The 21,334-nt window shown below is 68.1% G+C and carries 14 protein-coding genes; 4 read left to right on the top strand and 10 right to left on the bottom strand.

Annotated features, from left to right (window positions below):
- Positions 1-41: 41 nt before the first annotated feature.
- Positions 42-6,815: a beta strand repeat-containing protein gene (locus tag ACZ5TO_RS21835; protein ID WP_464800673.1), complete on the top strand. Its 6,774-nt coding sequence runs from the start codon at positions 42-44 to the stop codon at positions 6,813-6,815.
- A gap of 16 nt (positions 6,816-6,831) precedes the next feature.
- On the opposite strand, the gene ACZ5TO_RS21830 is transcribed toward ACZ5TO_RS21835, so the two are convergent.
- Complete coding sequence (locus ACZ5TO_RS21830; RefSeq protein WP_464800672.1) at positions 6,832-7,236, bottom strand: MerR family transcriptional regulator; 405 nt, start codon at positions 7,234-7,236, stop codon at positions 6,832-6,834.
- Positions 7,237-7,287: 51 nt separating this feature from the next.
- Here ACZ5TO_RS21830 and ACZ5TO_RS21825 point away from each other — a divergent pair, with 51 nt between their 5' ends.
- Positions 7,288-8,073, top strand: a complete 786-nt coding sequence (locus ACZ5TO_RS21825; RefSeq protein WP_464800671.1) for a MauE/DoxX family redox-associated membrane protein — start codon at positions 7,288-7,290, stop codon at positions 8,071-8,073.
- Between the two features lie 3 nt (positions 8,074-8,076).
- On the opposite strand, the gene aguB is transcribed toward ACZ5TO_RS21825, so the two are convergent.
- The 4 genes from aguB to ACZ5TO_RS21805 are packed head-to-tail and all read right to left on the bottom strand — an operon-like array spanning position 8,077 to position 13,094.
- On the bottom strand, positions 8,077-8,964 hold the full coding sequence (aguB, locus tag ACZ5TO_RS21820) for an N-carbamoylputrescine amidase (protein ID WP_464800670.1): 888 nt from the start codon (positions 8,962-8,964) through the stop codon (positions 8,077-8,079).
- A gap of 43 nt (positions 8,965-9,007) precedes the next feature.
- Positions 9,008-10,735, bottom strand: a complete 1,728-nt coding sequence (locus ACZ5TO_RS21815; RefSeq protein ID WP_464800669.1) for an acetyl/propionyl/methylcrotonyl-CoA carboxylase subunit alpha — start codon at positions 10,733-10,735, stop codon at positions 9,008-9,010.
- The gene (locus ACZ5TO_RS21810; protein ID WP_464800668.1) at positions 10,732-12,327 is read right to left on the bottom strand and encodes a 5-oxoprolinase subunit B/C family protein; all 1,596 of its coding nucleotides are present in this window, start codon (positions 12,325-12,327) and stop codon (positions 10,732-10,734) included. Before ACZ5TO_RS21810 ends, ACZ5TO_RS21815 begins: the two co-directional genes overlap by 4 nt.
- Before the next feature lie 5 nt (positions 12,328-12,332).
- Positions 12,333-13,094, bottom strand: coding sequence for a LamB/YcsF family protein (locus tag ACZ5TO_RS21805; RefSeq protein WP_464800667.1), 762 nt, complete (start codon positions 13,092-13,094; stop codon positions 12,333-12,335).
- Between the two features lie 153 nt (positions 13,095-13,247).
- On the opposite strand from ACZ5TO_RS21805, the gene ACZ5TO_RS21800 reads away from it, so the two are divergent.
- The gene (locus ACZ5TO_RS21800) at positions 13,248-13,910 is read left to right on the top strand and encodes a GntR family transcriptional regulator (RefSeq protein ID WP_464800666.1); all 663 of its coding nucleotides are present in this window, start codon (positions 13,248-13,250) and stop codon (positions 13,908-13,910) included.
- Here ACZ5TO_RS21800 and ACZ5TO_RS21795 read toward each other — a convergent pair.
- Positions 13,907-16,348 carry a GcvT family protein gene (locus ACZ5TO_RS21795; protein WP_464800665.1) on the bottom strand — a complete coding sequence of 814 codons (2,442 nt, stop codon included), beginning with the start codon at positions 16,346-16,348 and terminating at the stop codon, positions 13,907-13,909. The genes ACZ5TO_RS21800 and ACZ5TO_RS21795 overlap by 4 nt on opposite strands.
- The gene (locus tag ACZ5TO_RS21790) at positions 16,345-17,256 is read right to left on the bottom strand and encodes a phosphotransferase (RefSeq protein ID WP_464800664.1); all 912 of its coding nucleotides are present in this window, start codon (positions 17,254-17,256) and stop codon (positions 16,345-16,347) included. Before ACZ5TO_RS21790 ends, ACZ5TO_RS21795 begins: the two co-directional genes overlap by 4 nt.
- A 225-nt stretch (positions 17,257-17,481) precedes the next feature.
- Between ACZ5TO_RS21790 and ACZ5TO_RS21785 the strand changes: the two genes are divergently transcribed.
- Positions 17,482-18,240 (top strand): DeoR/GlpR family DNA-binding transcription regulator, encoded by a 759-nt coding sequence (locus ACZ5TO_RS21785; RefSeq protein ID WP_184140644.1) that lies wholly within the window; start codon positions 17,482-17,484, stop codon positions 18,238-18,240.
- Between the two features lie 56 nt (positions 18,241-18,296).
- On the opposite strand, the gene ACZ5TO_RS21780 is transcribed toward ACZ5TO_RS21785, so the two are convergent.
- The 3 genes from ACZ5TO_RS21780 to ACZ5TO_RS21770 all read right to left on the bottom strand — a co-directional run bounded on the left by ACZ5TO_RS21780 (position 18,297) and on the right by ACZ5TO_RS21770 (position 21,321).
- Positions 18,297-19,802: a tripartite tricarboxylate transporter permease gene (locus ACZ5TO_RS21780; RefSeq protein WP_184140642.1), complete on the bottom strand. Its 1,506-nt coding sequence runs from the start codon at positions 19,800-19,802 to the stop codon at positions 18,297-18,299.
- A gap of 11 nt (positions 19,803-19,813) precedes the next feature.
- A complete protein-coding gene (locus ACZ5TO_RS21775) occupies positions 19,814-20,275 on the bottom strand; it encodes a tripartite tricarboxylate transporter TctB family protein (RefSeq protein WP_184140641.1) in 462 nt (153 codons plus the stop codon).
- A 62-nt stretch (positions 20,276-20,337) separates the two neighbouring features.
- A complete protein-coding gene (locus ACZ5TO_RS21770; protein WP_464800663.1) occupies positions 20,338-21,321 on the bottom strand; it encodes a tripartite tricarboxylate transporter substrate-binding protein in 984 nt (327 codons plus the stop codon).
- Positions 21,322-21,334 lie beyond the last annotated feature (13 nt).

Genomic DNA, 21,334 nt, shown 5'->3' with positions numbered 1-21,334 from the left:
GGATTTTTGTTCTTTCGTTTTCCTATTTCAGGACTTTGCCCATGACGTCGATCGTTTCCTCCCTCAGCATCAGCCAGATCAAGCTGCTCTCGGCGGCCGCCATCAAGGACTGGACGACGGAGGACGTGGCATCGCTTTCCACCGGCCAGATCAACGCCTTTTCCTCCTCGCAGATCGCCGCGCTGGAAACGGAGGACATCGGCATCCTCAATTCCGGGCAGATCGGCGCGATCACGCAGGGCGCCATCATCGGCCTGTCGCTGGAGCAGATCGGCGCGCTCGACAAATATGCCATCGAAAGCCTGACGACCAATCAGGTCTCGAGCCTCACAACAGGTCAGGTGAAAGGGCTTTCCTCCGACCAGGCGGAGGCCCTGACGGCCGCGCAGGTCAAGGCCCTCAGCGCCGCCCAGCTTGCCGCGCTCGATCCCGAAGACCTTGCCGCCTTCTCCACCGAGGACATGGCGGCGATCAGCTACAAGGCCGTGCAGGGCCTCAGCCCTGCGGTCCTTGCCGGCCTTTCCACCGTGCAGATCAGCGCGCTGGCGCCGCTGACCGTCGCCGGCCTCAGCCGCACGCAGGCGGATGCCCTCACATCGGACCAGATCGCGGCACTCACGACCGCGCAGGTCGCCCTTCTCACGTCGTCGCAGATCGGCGCCCTCAGCGCCGCCGCCATCTCCGCCTTCTCCGAAGCGCAGATCGCGGCCCTCAGCACCAGCGCGATCACCGGCTTCTCGTCCACGCAGATGACGGCGCTCGGCACGTCGCAAGTGGAGGCGCTGACGCCCCTGCAGGTCGCGGCCCTCAACGCCCAGCAGATCGCCGCCCTCGGCACCCAGGGCCTTGCCACCTTCTCGCTTGCGGATATCGCCGCGATCTCCTCGCGGGCCGTCTCCGGCCTCAAGGCCGACATGATCGGCTCGCTGTCCGAAGACCAGATCGCCGCCCTGTCGCTGAAGACGGTCGAAGGCCTCACCGCTGCACAGGTCGCAGCCCTTTCGCCCGAGCAGGTCGATTCCCTGACGCCCGCGCAGATCGGCTCGATAAGCGCGGCCCAGATCAGCGCCCTCAGCATCGAGGCCATCAAGGGGCTCTCGAACGCAAGCATCGCCGCCATCGCGCCCAAGGCCGTGCGGGGGCTCACCCCCGCGCAGATCGCCGTGCTGACGCCCGAGCAGGTCCAGGCGATGACGCCGACCCAGGTGAACGCGTTCGACGCGCGGCAGATCGCGGCCTTCAGCCCGGAAAACCTATCCTCCTTCTCCGTCGGCCAGATCGCCATGATCAACGCCAACGCGGTGCGGGGCCTGACCGCGGCGCAGATCGGCGCGCTGGACCTTTCGCAGCTCGATGCCTTCTCGCCCACGCAGGTCAAGTCCTTCACCGCCGCGCAGACCAGCGCCATCAATTCCGAGACCATCGCGGCCTTCTCGCCGGCCGACATCGCCGCCTTCTCGGCGAATGCACTGTCCGGCCTCGGCACCGGCACCATCGCCAACCTTACGACTGCGCAGGTCGCCGCGCTGAACGTGAAGTCCATCAGCGGCCTTTCGACCGCACAGGTCAGCCAGTTCGACGTCGAGCAGGCGGCCGCGCTCGGCCCGAGCCAGATCAGGGCGATGACGGCGGGGCAGATCGGCGCCCTCAGCCCGGCCTCCTTCGAGGGCTTTTCCAGCACCGATATCGCGGCCATCCAGAACAGTGCCATCGCCGCCCTCGGCACCGACGTGATCACCGCCCTCAGCACCGGGCAGGTCGCCGCGCTGACATCCGGCCAGATCACCGCCCTCAAGTCCGCGCACATCGCCGCCCTCGGCCTCGACCAGGTCGAGGCCTTCACGCCGGCGCAGGTTCGATATCTGAATGCCGCGCAGATCGCCGCCATGGCGCCGGAAGCGTTCACGACCTTCTCCAGCGCCGATATCGCCGCCCTGACGAGCCGGGCCATTTCGGGCATCCGCACCGAGGCCATCGCGGGCCTTACCGGCAATCAGCTCGCCGCCTTCAGCCTTGCCGGCCTTGCGGGCTTCACGCCGATCCAGATGTATACCATCGGCTCCAACCTGATCGGCAATCTTTCCACCGCGCAGGTCGGGGCCCTCAGCGCCGCGCAGGTCGCCGGCCTCAACACGGCGGCGCTCGCCGCGCTCTCCGCGCAGCAGATCGCCGCCCTTTCGAGCAAGGGCATGTCGGGCCTGCCGACATACGCCATCGCGGCCCTTACCACGGAACAGATCTCGCTTCTCGGTTCGAACGCCATCGCGGGCCTCACCACGGTCCAGCTCGACGCCCTGACCCCCGCGCAGATCGAGGCCTTCAACCCGGACCAGATCCGCGGCATGAGCTCCAGCCAGATCATGGCGCTCGGTCCCGACGGCATCGCCACCTTCTCCACCGACGACATCGCCGCGATCAACTCGAAATCCATCCCGGGCCTCGACAGGGAAAGCCTTGCCGCGCTTTCGGCAAGCCAGATCGCGGCCTTCACCACCGCGCAGATCGGCAACCTGACGCTGACGCAGCTTGCCGGGCTCGACACCGCTTTCGTCGCCTCGCTCACCACCGCGCAGATCACCGCCATCGGCGCCAACCTGATCGGCGGGCTGACGGCCGACCAGATCGGCGCCCTCACCACGACCCAGGTCGCCTCGCTTTCCACCGCGCAGGTCAAGGCCCTCACCGCGACGCAGCTTTCCGCCCTCACCTCGGCCGATCTTGCGGTCCTTTCCACCACGGCCGTCGCGGCGATCTCCAACAAGGCCATCGCGGGGCTGGATCCGGCCGCCCTCGCCGGCCTTTCCACCGCACAGATCGCCGCCGTCAACCGCAACACGCTCGCCGGGATGACGGCCGAGCAGATCGAGGCGCTGTCGACGAGCCAGCTTGCCGCATTCTCGACGAGCCAGATCAGCGGCCTCACCTCCGTGCAGACCGCGGTCCTCACCACCCAGGACATGCAGGCGCTTTCCAACGCGCAGATCGCGGCCCTCAGCAATCGCGCCGTCACGGGTCTCGATCCCGACGTCTTCACATCGCTCACCTCCGAACAGATCGGCGCGCTCACCACCAGCGCCTTCTCAGGCCTCACGACAGGCCAGATCGAGGCGCTGAGCTCCACGCAGGTCGGCGAGCTTTCCACCGCGCAGATCGCGGCCCTGACGGCCGCGCAGGCCGCCGCACTCGAGCATGACGTCACCGTGCTCAGCTCGGCCCAGCTCGCGGCGTTGCGTGCGTCGGCCATCGCCGGGCTCTCCACCGGCCAGATCGCCGCCCTGCAGACCGACCAGGTCGCGGCACTGACGACCGGACAGATCGCCGCCCTCACCTCCGGCCAGATCGCAGCGCTCACCACCGGCGACATCGCGGCGCTCTCCACGACGCAGATGGCCGCGCTCAGCGCCGCTGGCATCGCCGGCCTCACCTCCGGCCAGATCGCCACCCTCGACAGCAGCCAGATCGGGGCGCTCCGCAGCAACCAGATCGCCGCCCTCACCTCCTCGCAGGTTCCCGCCTTCGGCACCGACCAGATCGGCATGCTGACGACGATGCAGATCGCCGCCTTCAACGCGGGCAGCATCACCGGCTTCACCTCGCAGCAGATCGCGGCGATGAGCACCGCGCAGGCCGAGGCGCTGACGGCCGTCCAGGTCGGCTCGCTCACGTCCAGGCAGATCGCCGAGCTCGGCACCGACGACATCGCCGCCTTCTCCACGAAGGATATCTCGATGATCAGCGCAGATGCGATTGCCGGCCTCTCGCCGGCGACGATCGCCTCGCTCTCGACCGCGCAGATCGCCGCCATCAGCGCGTCCGCCATCGCCGCGATGACCACGCAACAGCTCCAGGCGCTTACCACCACGCAGGCCCAGGCCCTCAACCGCACGCAGATCGCCGCCTTCAGCTCCACGCAGCTCGCCGCCCTCGGCGCCGACGATGTCGCGACCTTCTCCACCCAGGAGATCGCCGCCATCGGCGCGGGCGCGATCGCCGGCCTTTCGACGGACACCATCGCCGCGCTCTCGACGGCACAGATCGCCGCCATCAGCACCGCGGGCATCCCCGGCCTCACCACCGGCCAGATCGCCGCCCTTTCCACCGCGCAGGCCGAGGCGCTGACCTCCGACCAGACCCGCGCGCTCAGCTCCACGCAGCTTTCCGCCTTCTCCATCGAGGAGATCGCCACCTTCTCGACCCGCGATATCGCCGCCATCGGCTCGGATGCCATCGCGGGGCTTTCGAGCGAAGCCATCGCCTCCCTTTCGACCGCGCAGATCGCCGCCCTCAGCACGGGCGCCATCACCGGCCTCACCTCCCGGCAGATCGTCGCGCTCACCAGCGAGCAGCTCGATTCGCTGACGCCCACGCAGGTGGCCGCGCTCGGTGCGCGCCAGATCGCCAATCTCGGCACCGAATACATCGCATCCCTGACGCCGTCCCAGGTCGCCGCGCTCTCCAACGCGGCCATCGCCGGCCTTTCGACCGACCAGATCGCAGCCCTTTCCACCGCACAGGCCGAAGCGCTGACCCCCACGCAGGTCGCCGCGCTCAATTCGCGGCAGATCGCAGCCCTCGGCAAGGACGACATCGACACCTTCTCCACGGCCGACATGGCGGCGATCAGCTCGGGCGCCATGTCGGGCCTTTCGACCGACGTGCTCGCCTCGTTGACGACGGAGCAGATCGCCTCCCTCGGACCGACCGGCCTTGCCGGCATGACGAGCGCCCAGATCAACGTGCTCTCCAGCGCGCAGATCGCGGGCCTGACAACGGCGCAGATAGCGGCCCTCGGCTCGAAACAGGTGGCTGCGCTCGGCACGGACGGCATCGCCGCGCTTTCGCCGACGAAGATCGCGGCCCTCGGCTCGGCGGGCATCGCCGGCCTGACGACGGATCAGATCGCGGCCCTTTCCACCGCGCAGGCCGAGGCGCTGACCACCACGCAGGTCGCCGCGCTGACCTCGGCGCAGGTCGCCGCCCTCGGCACCGGAAGCCTTCAGGCCTTCTCGCCCGCCGACATCGCCGCCATCGATTCGCGGGCGGTCGGCGGCCTCACGACGGCGGCCGTGGCAAGCCTCAGCCACGCGCAGGTCGCCGCGCTTGCCGTCGCGGGCCTCACCAGCGCGCAGATCGACGCTCTTGGCAGCGGCCAGCTCGAAGCCCTGACGAGCAGCCAGATGGCGGCTCTCGGCTCCGTTCAGATCGGCGCGCTCGATGCGAACGACCTTGCCGCCCTTTCCACCGCACAGATCGCAGCGATCGGCACCGACGGCATCGCCGCCCTTTCCACCGGCCAGATCGCCGCCCTTTCCAGCGAGCAGGCCGAGGCGCTGACGGCAGCGCAGGTCGGCGCGCTCACCTCGCAGCAGCTCGCAGCCTTCAGCTCCGCCGAGATCGCCCTGTTCTCCACCGCCGACATGGCGGCGATCGGCTCGCGATCCATCGTCGGCCTTTCGACCGCCACGCTCGCCGGCCTCTCCACAGGCCAGATCGCCGCCCTCGGCACGGGCGGCATTTCCGGCCTCTCCACCAGCCAGATCGCCGCGCTCAGCGCCGATCAGATCGAGGCGCTGACGGCAACGCAGATCGGCGCGCTCACCTCCCAGCAGGTCAGTGCGCTCGATGCCGACGACATCGCGCTCTTCACGACCGCCGAGATCGCGGCGATCAGCTCCTCGGCCATGGCGGGCCTGTCGTCGGCGATCCTTTCCGGCTTCACGCCGGAGCAGATCGAGGCGCTCAGCCCCGCCGGCATCGGCGGCATGACGACGGGCCAGATCGCGGCCCTTTCCACCGCGCAGGTCGCAGCGCTCTCGACGAGCCAGGTCGCGGCTCTCACCTCCCGTCAGGTGGCCGCGCTCGGCGTGGCGGATATCGCGGCCCTGACGGCAAAGCAGATCGCGGCCCTCAGCCCGGGCGGCCTTGCCGGCCTTACCGGCCTGCAGGCGTCCGGCCTCACCCTCGCACAGGCCGATGCACTCTCGACGAGCCAGATCGCGGCGCTTAGCGCCGCCGCGCTCGGCGGACTTTCCAGCCAGGCGCTCGATACCCTGACGCCCGCCAAGCTCGCCGCCATCGGCGGCGCGGCGATCAAGGGCCTCCCGCCCGCCTATCTCGCTACGCTCTCGGAAGCCGAGATCGCCGCGCTCGGCACCGGGCAAATCGCCGGCCTCAGCAGCGCGCAGGTCGCCGCCCTCAGCACCGACCAGGTGGAGGCGCTCTCGCTTGCCCAGATCGGGGCGCTCACCCAGCCGGGCGTTGCCGGCCTGACGACGGCGCAGATGCAGACCATCTCGACGGAAGAACTGGCGGCATTCGGCATCGGGGCGATCCGGGGCCTGCCGACGGCCGTCATGGGATCGCTGTCGACGGAGAGCATCGCCGCCCTTTCGACCAGCCAGATCGCCGCCCTCACCTATGGCCAGATGGGCGCCCTGAGTTCCAGCCAGGTCAGCGCCCTCTCGGTCGAGCAGGTCGGCGCGCTGACCGCCACGCAGGCGGCCGCGCTCGGCTCCGACGACCTCAACGCCCTTTCCGTCGACCAGATCCTGGCGCTGGGGTCGGAGGCGATATCGGGCCTGCATACGGCGGCCCTCGCCGGCCTCACGGTCGAGCAGGCGGGCGCCTTCACCCCGGGCCAGCTCGCCTCGATGACCTCCTCGCAGATCGCCGCCCTGCCGCAGGCCTCCGGCGTCTCGGCCTTCAGCGTGTCGAGCACCGGCGCCATCGTCGCGCCCGCGGCGGACGAGGTCCAGACGGAAAGCGACCCGCAATCCGACGTCGCGGCGATCATCTCGTCCTATCTGGAAATCTGAGCCGGTATCCGCCGGCTCAGGCCTCGAAGGACTTCAGGATGGGGCACGGCCCCGTCCTGCCCACCGCGCATTCCGAGACGAGCGTCTGCAGTGAGCTCCTTGCCTGCTGCAGGGCCTCCATGCGTGCGTCGAGCTCGGCAAGGCGCTTTGCCGCCATCTCCCGCACCGTCGCCCGGTCCTCGCCGGAATCGAGATCGAGCAGGCGCCGGATTTCCTCCAGCGTGAAGCCCGCCGCCTGCGCCTGGCGGATGAAGCGCAGGCGCGCGACGTCTGCGGAACCGTAGCGGCGGATGCCGTCGATGCGCCGCGGCGTCGAAAGCAGGCCCCGGCGCTGGTAGAAACGCACCGTCTCGACGCCGACATCCGCGGCCGCGGCGAATTTTCCGATCGTCAAGTCTTCGAGGTGTTGACTCCGTACCATGGTACGGAACTTATGGTCTTGCCAACGATTTCACAAGACAGGAGACGTGAGATGTTGGACAGGACCCGGACTTCCACCGGCCGCAAGGCCATCCTCTACCGCATGGTGATGCCGAGCCACACCTGCCCTTACGGGCTGAAGGCGAAGGACCTCCTGCGCCGCTCCGGCTATACGGTCGACGACCGGCACCTGAAGAGCCGCGCGGAAACCGATGCCTTCAAGGCCGAGCATGAGGTCGAAACCACGCCGCAGGTCTTCATCGACGGGGCGCGCATCGGCGGCTACGACGATCTGCGCCGCTTTCTCGGCAAGCCCGTCGCCGACCCCAAGGCGACGAGCTACCGCCCGGTCGTCGTGCTCTTCGCGTTGATGGCGCTCACCGCAATGGCCGCGAGCTTCGCCTCAAGCGGCTCGCCGTTCACCCTTCGCGCGGCCGAATGGTTCATCGCCTTCTCCATGGTGGCGCTCGCCATGCAGAAGCTCCAGAACGTCGAGACCTTCTCGACCATGTTCCTCAACTACGACCTCCTGGCAAAGCGCTGGGTACCCTATGGCTACATCTACCCCTATGCGGAAGGCCTTGCCGGCATCTTGATGGCGGCAGGTGCGTTCACCTGGCTGTCGGTGCCCATCGCCCTCTTCATCGGCACCATCGGCGCGGTCTCGGTGTTCAAGGCGGTCTATATCGACCGGCGCGAACTGAAATGCGCCTGCGTCGGCGGCTCCAGCAACGTGCCGCTCGGCTTCGTCTCGTTGACGGAGAACCTGATGATGGTCGCCATGGCGGCATGGATGGCGGCCGGAGCGCTCGGCGTCATCGGTGGCCACGCCATGTAGCACTCAGCGAACCGCGGCCTCCGTGCGCCCGTCAAGCGTGGCAAGCCGGCCGTAGAGTTCCGGCCGGCGGTCGCGGAAAAGGCCCCAGGAACGGCGCTGGTGGGCGATCGCGTCGAGGTCGAAGGTCGCCGTCAGCACGCTCTGCGTTACCCGGTCGGCTTCGGCTACCTTGGCGCCGGTCGGATCGGCGATAAAGGACGAGCCGTAGAAGGTGATCTCAGTGCCGTTCCGCCCCTCCTCCGTGCCGATCCGGTTCGAAGCGACCAGCGGCATCAGGTTCGCGGCTGCATGGCCCTGCATGACGCGTTGCCAGTGGCCGGAGGAATCGAGCTGCGGATCGTGCGGCTCGGAGCCGATGGCCGTCGGATAGAGCAGGATTTCCGCGCCCTGCAGGGCCATGGAGCGGGCGGCCTCCGGGAACCATTGGTCCCAGCAGATGCCGACGCCGATACAGCCCGCCCGCGTCTGCCAGACCTTGAAGCCGGTATCGCCCGGCGAGAAATAGAATTTCTCCGTATAGCCGGGTCCGTCCGGTATATGGCTCTTGCGGTAGTTGCCGAGCACCTTGCCGTCCGCGTCGATCACCGCGAGGCTGTTGAAATAGGCCTGCCCCGCGCGCTCGAAATAGCTCACCGGCAGCACCACGCCGAGCTCGGCGGCAAGCCGCGCGAAATGCGCGATCAGCGTATTGCCTTCGAAAGGCTGGGCGAGCGCGAAGAAATCGTGGATCTGGTCCTGGCAGAAATAGGGCGCGGCGAAGAGTTCCTGGATCAGCACGAGATCCGCGCCCTTCTCCTTCGCCGCGCGCACCAGCCGTTCGGCCCGTTCGATATTGGCCTTCTCGTCCCAGATGCAGGCCATCTGCGTGGCGGCCACGGTGACATTGCGCATTGCGGACACTCCCTCTTTCCGCGATTGCCGCATCGTAGACGGTTCAGCCCTCGAACGCCATCAGCGCATCGCCGGCCTGAACGTAGTCGCCTTCCTTCACCCGGAACCGAAGCCGCCCGGCCTTCGGCGCAAGAATCTGCGTTTCCATCTTCATCGCCTCCATCACCGCCACGAGGTCGCCCGCGGCAACGGTCGCACCATCGGCAATGCGGAAGGCCTGCAGGGTGCCGGAGACAGGAGCGGGAATGGCGTCCTGCGCCGCTATGCCGGAAGCGGGGGCGGGAGCCCTCCCCTCCCCGGCCGCGCCGAGCCCTGCGAGGAGGAGCGCCGGCAGGGCGAGCGAGACCCGCCTGCCGTCGATCTCGATATGGGTGCGGACCATCCCGGCGTCCCCGACCGGCTCCGGCCGGGCCATGGCGTCCGGCATTTCGGTGAAATCCGTCTCGATCCAGCGGGTATGGACCCTAAACCCGTCCCGGCCGGTGAAATCCGCGCTGTCGACGGCCGCGCGGTGGAAGGGCAGGACGCTCGCCACGCCCTCGATGCGGAATTCGGCGAGCGCGCGGCGGGCGCGGCAGAGCGCCTCCTCGCGCGTCGCGCCGGTGACGATCAGCTTGGCCATCAGCGAATCGAAGACGCCCGGCACCGTCGAGCCGGCGGCAACGCCGCTGTCGAGGCGCACGCCCGGGCCGGACGGAGGGTCGAAGGTGATGACCCTGCCCGGCGTCGGCAGGAAGCCGCGGCCGGGGTCTTCCGCATTGATGCGGAACTCGATGGAATGGCCGCGCGGCGCGGGCGTTTCGTCGAGGCGGAGCGGCAGGCCCTCGGCAATGCGGAACTGCTCGACGACGAGGTCGATGCCGGTCGTCTCCTCCGTGACGGGATGCTCGACCTGAAGGCGGGTGTTCACCTCGAGGAAGGAGATGGTGCCGTCCGCGCCGAGCAGAAATTCCACCGTGCCTGCGCCGCAATACCCGGCCGCCGCGCAGATAGCTTTGGCCGCCGAATGGATACTTTCGCGCTGATCGGCGGAAAGAAAGGGCGCGGGCGCCTCCTCGATGAGCTTCTGGTTGCGCCGTTGCAGCGAGCAGTCGCGGGTGCCCAGCACCAGCACGTTGCCGTGACGGTCCGCGAGCACCTGCGCCTCGATATGGCGCGGCCGGTCGAGGAAACGTTCGAGGAAGCATTCGCCGCGGCCGAAGGCGGCCGTCGCCTCGCGCACGGCGGATTCGTAGAGATCGGCGGCCTCTTCCAGCTTCCAGGCCACCTTGAGGCCCCGTCCGCCGCCGCCATGCGCCGCCTTGATGGCGACCGGCAGGCCGTGCCGCTCGGCGAAGGCGATCACCTCGGCCGCCGATGAAACCGGCCCGTCGCTGCCGGCGACGAGCGGCGCGCCGACGCTCGCCGCGATGCGCCGCGCCTCGACCTTGTCGCCCAGCGCCTCGATCACCTGAGGGTCCGGGCCGATCCAGACAAGACCGGCATCGATGACGGCGCGGGCGAATTCCGCCCGTTCGGAAAGGAAGCCGTAGCCCGGATGCACCGCATCCGCGCCCGATCGGTTCGCAATGGCGATCAGCTTTTCGATGTCGAGATACGTTTCCGCCGGGCGCATGCCGCCAAGCCCATAGGCCTCGTCGGCAAGGCGCACGAAGAGCGCGTCCGCATCCGGGTCGGCATAGACGGCGACCGACTGCAGGCCGTAATCCCGGCAGGCGCGCAGGATACGCACGGCGATCTCGCCGCGATTGGCGATCAGCACTTTCTTCATGGCTCTCTCCTGGCGCCGATCTCGGCAAAGGGCGCGATGGGGCGGAAACGGATGCGGGCGTTCACGGGGATCTGGCCGGCAAGATCGAGATGGTGGTCCGCGACCGTACCGATGACGGGATAGCCGCCGGTCAGCGGATGGTCGGCGAGGAAAAGCACGGGCTGGCCGCTGTGCGGCACCTGAATTGCGCCCGTCGCCGTGCCCTCGCTCGGCAGTTCGGCGCTGTCCCTGCGCTCCAGCGGCACGTCGCCGGCAAGGCGGATGCCGACGCGGTTCGACTGCGGCGTTACCTGCCAGAGCTGGCCCGCCAGCGTCTCGATGCCCTTTTGCGTGAACCAGTCGGTGCGGGGCCCGAGCACCACATCGAGCGTCACCACCTCGCCGGCAGCCGGCGGATCGAAGGCGGCAAGCTCGTCCATGGAAACGCTGGAGAGCCCGTCCCCGCCGCGCAGGACAAGCACGCTCCCGGCCGTCACCGGCTCGGGCCCGACGACGGCGAGCGTATCGGTCGCCGCGCTTCCCAGCACCGGCGCCACGTCGAAGCCGCCGCGCACGGAAAGATAGGCGCGCGTGCCCCGTTTCGGATGGTCGACGGTCACGACATCGCCCGGCTCCAGCGCGATGGGCCGGAAGGCCGGATGATCGTGAGTCCGGCCGGCGGCATCGCGCACCATGACGAGGGACGGTGCGCCGGCAAGGCCGACCACGGCGCGGCAATTGCTCTCGAAGGAAAAGCCGCCGAGGGTGAGTTCGAGACAGGGCGTATTGACCGGATTGCCGACGATGCGGTTGGCCGCGTTCAAGGCGCCGCGGTCGAGCGCGCCGGAGGCGGAGACCCCCTGCCCCGTCTGGCCGAAGCGGCCGAGGTCCTGGAAGAGCGCGGGCATGGGCGCGGCCAGCACCGTGAACTGCGGGGCATCGGCCGGGACCGTGCGCGCGGGGCGGACGGTGGGCGCGGGAAGGCTGACGGTCCTGCCGGATTTTTCCATGTCGAAGAAGCGCACGCGATAGCCGGGCTGGAACAGCGAACCGGGATCGCGCGTGATGTCCCACATCTTCAGCGGGGTCGTGCCGATGATCTGCCAGCCGCCGGGGCTTGCCTGCGGGTAGACGCCGCTGAAGGCACCGGCAAGCGCCACCGAGCCGGCAGGAATGCGGGTGCGCGGGCTCCTGCGGCGCGGCACATGCAAGGCCGGATCGCCGCCGACGAGATAGCCGAAGCCCGGCGCGAAGCCGCAGAAGGCGACGGTGAATTCGCTCTCCGTATGGCGCCGGACGACCTCCGCCACGGTAAGGCCCGTCAATTCCGCGACGTCGCCCAGGTCTTCCCCGTCATAGCGCACCGGGATCTCCACCAGATGCTCCGAGGGCGCGGCTTTGGCGGAAAGGTCGCGGGTGGCAAGGCTTGCCGCCAGCGCCTCCGGCGTCAGCCGTTCCGGGCGGAAGCGGACCATCAGCGTGCGGGCGGCCGGCACCGTTTCGACGATGCCCGCCACGGGGACGGCCTCAAGCGAGGCGAAGAGCGCCAGCGTCTCGTCGAGACCGGCAAGCTCGACGAGGATCGTGTCCAGGCTGACGGGAAGGAAGCGCATCGCCTTCAACCGGCGAAGGAGCGGATGGCGATGCCCTCGGCCGTGAAGCGGCGGCGGATTTCCTCGGCGATGGCGACGGCGCCAGGGCTGTCGCCATGCACGCAGATCGACTGCGCCTCGACGCGGATCGTGCTGCCGTCGATGGCCTCCAGCGTGCCGCTCCGGGCAAGGCCGACCATGCGGTCGGCGATCACCTTCGCGTCGTGCAGCACGGAGCCCGCCTCGCGGCGGGAGACCAGCTCTCCCTTCGGCGTATAGGCCCGGTCGGCGAAGGCCTCGGCGACGACGGCAAGGCCTGCGCGGCGTGCAAGGTCGAGGATCGGCGCATTGGCAAGGCCCATCAGGACGAGCGAGGGATCGACCGCCTTGATGCCGTCGATCACCGCCTGTCCCTGCCGGGCGTCGTAGGCGATGCGGTTGTAGAGCGCGCCGTGCGGCTTGACATAGCGCACCGTCGTTCCGGCAGCCGCGGCGACGCCCTTCAGCGCACCGATCTGGTAGATCACGTCGGCAATCAGCTCCTCGGGGGTCGCGTCGAGGTCGCGCCGGCCGAAGCCGACCCGGTCGGGATAGGAAACGTGGGCGCCGATGACGACGCCGTTTTCCGCCGCCGCCTTCACCGTGCGATAGATGCCCGCCGGATCGCCAGCATGGAAGCCGCAGGCGACATTGGCCGAGGAGACGACGGCGAGCATGGCCTTGTCGTCGCCCATGCGCCAGGCGCCGTAGCTTTCGCCCAGATCGCTGTTGAGATCGATCGCTGCCATTTCTCGTCTCCTTCCGGCCGTCTTTGGGGTCGCTGGATCATGCATTGCCTGACAAGAATGTCAATATTGTTCAACAATATCTCGCGATCCTCCCTTGTTCCGGTCCTCGCCCATTCGTGCTAGAGCGGTCGGGAACGTGGCGCGGAGACCGACATGACCGAGGATGCAGATGGAATGTCGCTCGCCGACCGGCTGGCGCGGCGCATTCGCGCGCTGCTGATCTCCGGCGAGCTTACCCCCGGCCAGCGCCTGTCGGAAGCCGCCTTCAGCGAGCGTTTCGACGTTTCGCGCAATTCGCTCCGCGAGGCCTTCCGCCTGCTCACCAAGGACGGGCTCCTGCGTCACGAGGCCAATCGCGGCGTCTTCGTCGCTGTTCCCACCATGGCCTCCATCATCGACATATACCGCGTGCGGCGCATGCTGGAATGCGGCGCGCTGCGTCAGGCCTGGGGGCAGCATCCGGCGATCAGGGTCATGCGCGAGACGGCGGACCGGGGACGCGTCACGCGCGACCGGCAGGACTGGGCCGGCGTCGGCAGCGCCAACATGGCCTTCCATGCCGCTGTCGTCGACCTTGCCGACAGCGCCCGGCTCAACGAATTCTACGAGCGCATCTCCGCCGAGCTGCGGCTGTGCTTCGGCCTTCTCAACGACCCGGAAAACCTGCATGCGCCCTTCGTGGAGATGAACGAGACCATCGTGGCGCGCCTCGAGGCGGGCCTGCCGCACGACGCCGCGGCCGAGATGGAGACCTACCTGAACCTTGCCGAGCGGACGATGCTGAAGGCGTTGGAACGCGCCTGCGAGCCCGCTTAGCCCTTCACCCTCACGCCGGCGGGATCGTAGAGCGGTTCCAGGTGGATCGTCGCTGGCGTGCGCTCCATGGCGACGACCAGCTCGTAGCGGCCGCTCCTCAAGAAGGCGTCGTCGATCCCCTCGGCCCGGCGCACATAGCCGTAGCCGATGTTCTTTGCGAGCGTATAGCCGTAGCCGCCGCTGGTGAGATAGCCGACGGGCTCGCCGTCGCGCAGGATCGTCTCCCGGCCGACGAGGACGATCTCGGGATCGTCCACGGTGAAGCCGGCGAAGGCCTTGCGGCGCGGCTCGTCCTTTGCGCCTTCCAGCGCCGAGCGGCCGAGGAAATCCGTGTCCTTGCGCAGCTTCACCGCCCAGCCGAGGCCGGCTTCGAAAGGCGTGTCGTTCGGCGTGATGTCCGAGCCCCAGGCGCGATAGCCCTTTTCGAGGCGCAACGATTCCAGCGCGCGGTAGCCGACCGGGCGGATGCCGAAGGGCGCGCCCGCCGCCATCAGCGCGTCGAAGACGACGCCCGTGGCGCCGATCGGCACATGCAGCTCCCAGCCGAGCTCGCCGACATAGGTGACGCGGAGTGCCCGCACCCTCTCGCCGGCAATGGCGATCTCGCGCACATGGCCGAAGGGGAAGCCGGCATTCGAGACGTCCGCCTCCGTCACGGCGGCGAGCACGTCGCGCGCCTTCGGCCCCATCAGCGAGAGCGTGCCGAAGTCCTCCGTCACGTCGGTGAGCGTAACGTCGAGGCCGGCGGGAACGTGGTCGGCGATCCAGCCGAGGTCGTGGGTGCGGAAGCCCGTACCCGTGACGATATAGAACCTGTCGTCGGAAAGCCGTGCCACCGTCAGGTCCGCCTCGATGCCGCCCCGGCTGTTGAGAAGCTGGGTGTAGGTGAGGCGGCCGGCCGGCCTGGCGACGTCGTTGGCGCAGATCCAGTCGAGCGCCTTGCCGGCATCCGGCCCGGCCATCTCGTATTTGGCAAAGGAGGACTGGTCGAAGATACCGACGGCCTCGCGCACATGGCGGTGCTCCTCGCCGACGGCGGAAAACCAGTTCTGCCGGCCCATGGAATAGACGTCCTTCGGCTCGGTCCCGTCCGGCGCGAACCAGTTCGGCCGTTCCCAGCCGAGCTTCGAGCCGAAGACGGCGCCGTGCGCCTTCAGCCGTTCATAAAGCGGCGAGACGAGGCGGGGACGGCCGCTTACGTATTCCTCGTGCGGGAAGGCGATGGTGTAGTGCTTGCCGTAGGCTTCCAGCGTGCGGTCGAGCACCCATTGCCGGTCGCGGTGCATGGCGGAAAAACGGCGGATATCGACCACCCAGAGGTCGAGCGGCGCCTCGCCGTCGACGACCCATTGCGCCAGCACCCAGCCCGCCCCTCCCCCCGAGGCGATGCCGAAGGCATTGAAGCCGGCGCCAACGAACATGTTGCGACATTCCGGCGCGACGCCGAGGATGAAATTGCCGTCCGGCGTGAAGCTCTCCGGACCGTTGATCATCTGCTTGACGCCGACCTTCTCCAGCGCCGGAATGCGGGCGATGGCCTCGACCATATGCTGCTCGAAATGGTCGAAATCGTCGTCGAAGAGGCGGAAGGCCCAGTCGTCCGGCACGTCGCCGGTCGTCCACGGCTGCGGGTTCGGCTCGTAGCCGCCCATGACGAGGCCGCCCACCTCCTCCTTGAAATAGGTGCGGCGGTCGGGATCGCGGATCGTCGGCGCATCGGTCGAAAGGCCCGGCACCTTTTCCGTGACGATATACTGGTGCTTGACGGGCTGGAGCGGCACGTTGATGCCCGCCATGGCGCCCACCTGCCGCGCCCATTGGCCCGCGCAGTTGACGACCTTCTCGCAGGCGATGTCGCCGAGCGTGGTGCGCACCCGTACGATGCGGCCGTCTTCCATCTCGAAACCCGTGACGCGCACGTTCTCGACGATCCGCGCGCCATGCATGCGCGCGCCCTTGGCGAGCGACTGGGTGATGTCGGAAGGGCTTGCCTGCCCGTCCGTCGGCAGCCAGCTCGCGCCGACGAGGTCGTCCACCTCCATCAGCGGCCACATGGCCTTCACCTCCCGGGGCGTCAGGAGGTGCATGTCCATGCCGAAGCTCTTCGCCGTCGTGGCGAGGCGGCGGAACTCCGTCCAGCGGTCGGCATTGGTGGCAAGGCGCAGGCACCCCGTCATCTTCCAGCCGGTGGCAAGGCCGGTCTCGGCTTCCAGCCCCTTGTAGAGGTCGACGGAATATTTCAGCACGCGGGTGATCGAGGCCGAGGAGCGGAGCTGGCCGACGAGGCCCGCCGCATGCCAGGTCGAGCCGGAGGTCAGCGTGCCCTGCTCCAGCAGCACCACGTCCGCCTTGTGATCGCGCGCCAGGTGATAGGCCGTCGAGCAGCCGATGATGCCGCCGCCGATGACAACGATCTCGGCATGGGATGGCAGGGTCATTGTGCGTTCTTTCCGTATGTCGTTCTGTAATGGTCGAGCGCCCTGTCGAGGCGGTCGAGGTTCTCCGCCGTGTAGCCGACGTAATCGGCGCCGGGCGCGGCAAGGTGCAGCTCGGAAACCATGCTCCACATCGCCTCGCGCAGCAGCGAGGCGCATTGCATGGCCGCATGGGCGCGGCGGATGGCCGGATCGGGCGCACCGCCGAAATAGGCCGCAAGGAAATCCTCCGCCTCCTCCGGCGAGAGCCCGGCATTGGAGGTGGTGCCGGCAAGGTCGAACATGGCGGTCGAAAAGCCGGCATATTCGAAATCGATCAGCCAGAGCCGCTGCCCATCGTCGAGGATATTGGCGGGCAGGAGGTCGTTGTGGCCGAAGACGATGGGCAGCGGCGCCTGTGCCGCCTCCAGCTCGTCGGCAAGCGCCAGGTAGGCCGGCAGGTGCGCCGCCATGCGGCTGCCGCCGGCCGCAAGGGTGCGCGCATAGTCGCGCACGACATGGAAGGGCCAGAAGAGGAAGGCAGCGCCGCTCACTTCGGCCGGCATCCGCGTGTGGAAGCGGCTGAGGAGGCCCGCCACGCGCCGCCGTTGCGCGGCGACGTCCCCTGCCTCATAGGTTTTCGCGCCGAGATAGGCCGAGACCATGACGCCCGGCTCGGCATAGCGCACTTCCGGCCCGAAGCCTGCCGCGTGCGCCGCCCGCGCCGTCATCAGCTCGCGGTCGCGGTAAACGTGGTGAAAAGGATAATCCCGGCCGAAGCGCGCCACATGCCGCCCGGCTCCGTCCGTCACGAGATAGCTTTCATTGCTGATGCCGCCTTTCAGCGGCGCAATATCGATGCGCCCGCGCCAGCAGGGCAGCGCCCGGATGCGGTCTTCCGCGGCGCGGCCGACTTCGACATGCCCCTCCATCGCCTTCCTCCCGAAAGCGGCTGCCGGGACGTTTCGCACCCTTGTTCCGGGCGTCGTTCGTCGGTTATCCTGCCGGCTGCGGCCGGGCTCATGTCATGCCGGAAGAAACCGGCTGTCAATCCTCAAATGTGGCTTTTTCTGTTTTTCTGACCGTTTCTGCGGCTTTCTTGCGCGACGCGCCGTCAGGGATTATGAAGAAGGCGACCGCTCCCGGGCCAGAACGACATGAACCATTCCAAGCGCCACAACGATATTCTCCGGCTTCTGCAGCAGCAGGGCACCGTCACCATCGCGGACCTCGCACGGCAGCTCGACGTCTCGCTGGAAACCGTGCGGCGGGACATCAAGCCGCTGACCACGAACGGGACCGTGGTGAAGATGCACGGTGCGGTGGCCCTGCCCTCCGTCGTCGGCGAAGCGCCCTTCGAAAAGCGCATGCGCGAAAACAGCGAGGCGAAGAAGGCGATTGCCGTCGCCGTCGCAGCGACGATCCGCGACGGCGATTCGGTCATGCTCGATACCGGCACGACGACGAGCTATCTTGCCCGCGAACTGCTCGGCCACCGGCGCCTGACGGTCGTCACCAATTCCTCCGACATTGCCCGCACGCTTTCGACCGTCAACGACAACCGCGTCTACATGGCCGGCGGCGAGCTGCGCAGCGACAACGGCGCGGCCTTCGGCGTCTCGGCCATCGAGTTCATCAGCCATTTCACGGTCGGCCACGCCGTCATCTCGACGGGGGCGATCGACGCCGCCATCGGCGTGATGGACTACGATCTGGAGGAAGCCGAATTCGCCCGCGCCGTGCTTGCGCAGGGCCGGCGCGCCGTCGTCGTCACGGACCATACGAAGTTCGGCCGGCAGGGGCTCGTGCGCGTCTGCGATTTCGGCGCCATCACGGATCTTTTCACCGACAAGGCGCCGCCCCGCGACATCGCCGCGGCGCTGAAGACGGCAGGCGTCAACGTCGCCCTCGCCTGAACGCAGAAGGGGCGGCGCGCCGCCGCCACCCCTTCCGTCCCCGCAGGTGTCTTCCGTTATTCTTCTTCCTGGAAGACTTCCTCGCGTTTCGCCTTGACCGACGGCAGGAAGACGACAACCAGGACCGCAAGCGCGATGGCCAGCAGCACAGCGCTGATCGGGCGCGTGAAGAAAGTCGTCGGGTCGCCGCGCGACAGGATCATGGCGCGCCGCAGGTTCTCTTCCAGCAGCGGCCCCAGCACGAAGCCGAGCAGCAGCGGCGCCGGCTCGCAGCGCAGCTTGACGAGGAGATAGCCGCCGAGGCCGAACAGCGCGACCGCATAGAGGTCGTAGACGTTGGAGTTCACGCTGTAGACGCCGATCGAGCAGAAGGCCATGATGATCGGGAAGAGCACGTAGTAGGGCACCGTCAGCAGCTTCACCCAGAGGCCGATCAGCGGCAGGTTCAGCACGACCAGCATCAGGTTGCCGATCCACATGGAGGCGATGATGCCCCAGAAGAGGGTCGGCTGCTCGGCCGCCACGTTGGGACCGGGAACGATGCCCTGGATGATCATCGCCCCGACCATCAGCGCCATGACCGGGTTTGCCGGAATACCGAGCGTAAGCAAGGGGATGAACGATGTCTGCGCGCCCGCATTGTTGGCCGACTCCGGCCCGGCGACGCCCGCAATCGCTCCTTGGCCGAACTCCTCCGGCCGGGCGGCAACACGCTTTTCGACCGTATAGGAGGCGAAGGCTGCGAGGATCGCCCCTCCCCCCGGCAGGATGCCGAGCGCCGAGCCGATGGCCGTTCCGCGCAGCACCGGCCCGACCATGCGGCGGAAATCGTCCCGCGTCGGCCAGAGGCCGGAGACCTTCGCCATCAGGACGCTGCGCGATTTCTCCCCTTCGAGGTTGCGCAGGATCTCGGCGATGCCGAAGACGCCCACCGCCACGGCGACGAAGTTAAGTCCATCGGAATACTCACGAATCCCGAGAGTGAAACGCGGCGTGCCGGTATAGATATCCGTGCCGACGAGCCCGAGCAGCAGGCCGAGGGCCACCATGGCGAGCGCCTTGACGATGGAGCCGTGCGCGAGCGCGATGGAGGAGACGAGGCCGACCACCATCAGGGAGAAATACTCCGCCGCGCCGAATTTCAGCGCGATGCCGGTCAAGGGGATCGCGAAGATCGCCACGAGGAAGGTGGAGACCGTGCCGGCGAAGAAGGAGCCGAGCGCGGCAATGGAGAGCGCCGCCCCTGCCCTCCCCTTGCGGGCCATCTGGTAGCCGTCGATCGCCGTGACGGCGGACGAGGACTCCCCCGGCATGTTGATGAGGATCGCCGTGGTCGAGCCGCCGTACTGCGCGCCGTAGTAGATGCCGGCGAGCATGATCAGCGAGGAGACCGGCTCGAGTTGGAAGGTGATCGGCAGGAGCATGGCGATGGTCGCCGTCGCCCCGATGCCGGGCAGGACGCCGATCAGCGTGCCGAGCAGGACGCCGATGAGGCAGAAGAGAAGGTTGGCGGGCGAAGCGGCGGTCGTGAAGCCGAGCGCGAGATTGCTGATGAGATCCATGGCCGTCTCCCTTAAAGCCGCGTCCAGGGGCCGAACCGCTCGAACGGCAGGCCGAGGGCATAGCTGAACACCGCCACGGAGAAGACCGTGATGGCCGCCGCCAGCGCCACAGCCATCAGGGGCTTCATGCGCGAGGAGGCGAAGGCGGCGATGAGAGCGGCGAAGAACAGCGACGGCACGAAGCCGAGGCCGCGCACCGTGAGCCCGAAGAAGACGGGCGCAGGCAGGATGAAGAGCATGCCGCGCAGCGCGATCGGCCCTATCGGCTCGCCGCTGACGCGCGTTGCCTGCACCAGAACCACGACACCGAGAATAGCCAGGATGACGGCGAGGATGAGCGGGAAGTATCCCGGCCCCATACGCAGCGCGGTGCCCAGCTCCAGGCCGAGGCATTGATAGATGAAGAAGCCGCCGAGCGCGATGAGGGTGATCCCGCATATCGCATTCGTCGTGTCGAATTGTAACTGTCTCATGAAGTCCCCTCTCCTCGCCGGGAAACCGGACGGCGTGGCCACCGCCCGGCAGAAGCAAAGCCTCAGTCGGCGTACTGGCCGGCGGCCTCGATGACGGGCTTCCAGCGTGCGACTTCGCTTTCCAGCTTGGTCTTGAGGCCATCCGGCGTCGCGTCGGCCTCGGAGGACGGCGCCGTGCCGAGCTCGGCGAAGCGCGCGACGACGTTCGGGTCCTTCAGCGCGAGCTGCAGAGACTTCGACAGGCGCTCGGTAATGTCCTTCGGCGTGCCCTTCGGCGCGTAGATGCCGTGCCAGATGCCGATCTGGAATCCAGAAAGCCCGCCCTCTTCCGCCGTCGGAACGTCGGGCAGGTTGGAAAGGCGCGCCGGCGAGGTCACCGCATAGGCCTTGATCGTGCCGCCGAGGATCTGCTTGGTCGTGTTGGTCGTCTGGTCACACATCACGTCGACCTGGCCGCCGAGCAGGTCCGTCATGGCCGGGCCGGTGCCCTTGTAGGGAACGGTGGTGAACTGCGTGTCGAGCGCGCTCATCAGCATCATGCCGCACAGGTGCGACGCTGCGCCGATGCCGGCATTGGCGACTGTGACGGTATCCTTGTTGGCCTTCATGTAGTCGATCAGGCCCTTGAGGTCGGTCGGCTCGAAGTCCTTGCGCGCCACGATGGTCATCGGCACCTCGGTGACGAGGCCGACATATTCGAAGGCGTTCAGCGTGTCATAGGCGAGCTTGCGGTAGAGCGTCGCGCTCGTCGCCATGCCGATATGGTGGAGAAGCAGGGTATAGCCGTCCGGATCGGCACTCGCCACGCGGCCGGCGCCGAGCGTTCCGCCGGCCCCGCCGACATTCTCCACGACGATCTGCTGGCCGAGGTCCTTCGACATGGCTTCCGCCACGAGGCGCGTCACCGTATCGGTCGGCCCGCCGGCGGAGAAGGGAACGACCATCGTGATGGTGCGCTCCGGATAGGTCTGGCCAAGGGCCGAGGTGGCAAGCAGCGTTGCGGCAAGCACGGTCGTGGCGCCGAACAGGGTCTTCAGGCTCTTCATCAAATCCTCCCGA

The organism is Shinella sp. Sh6 (genome assembly GCF_055392685.1).
This window is presented reverse-complemented; position numbering and strand designations above follow the sequence as displayed.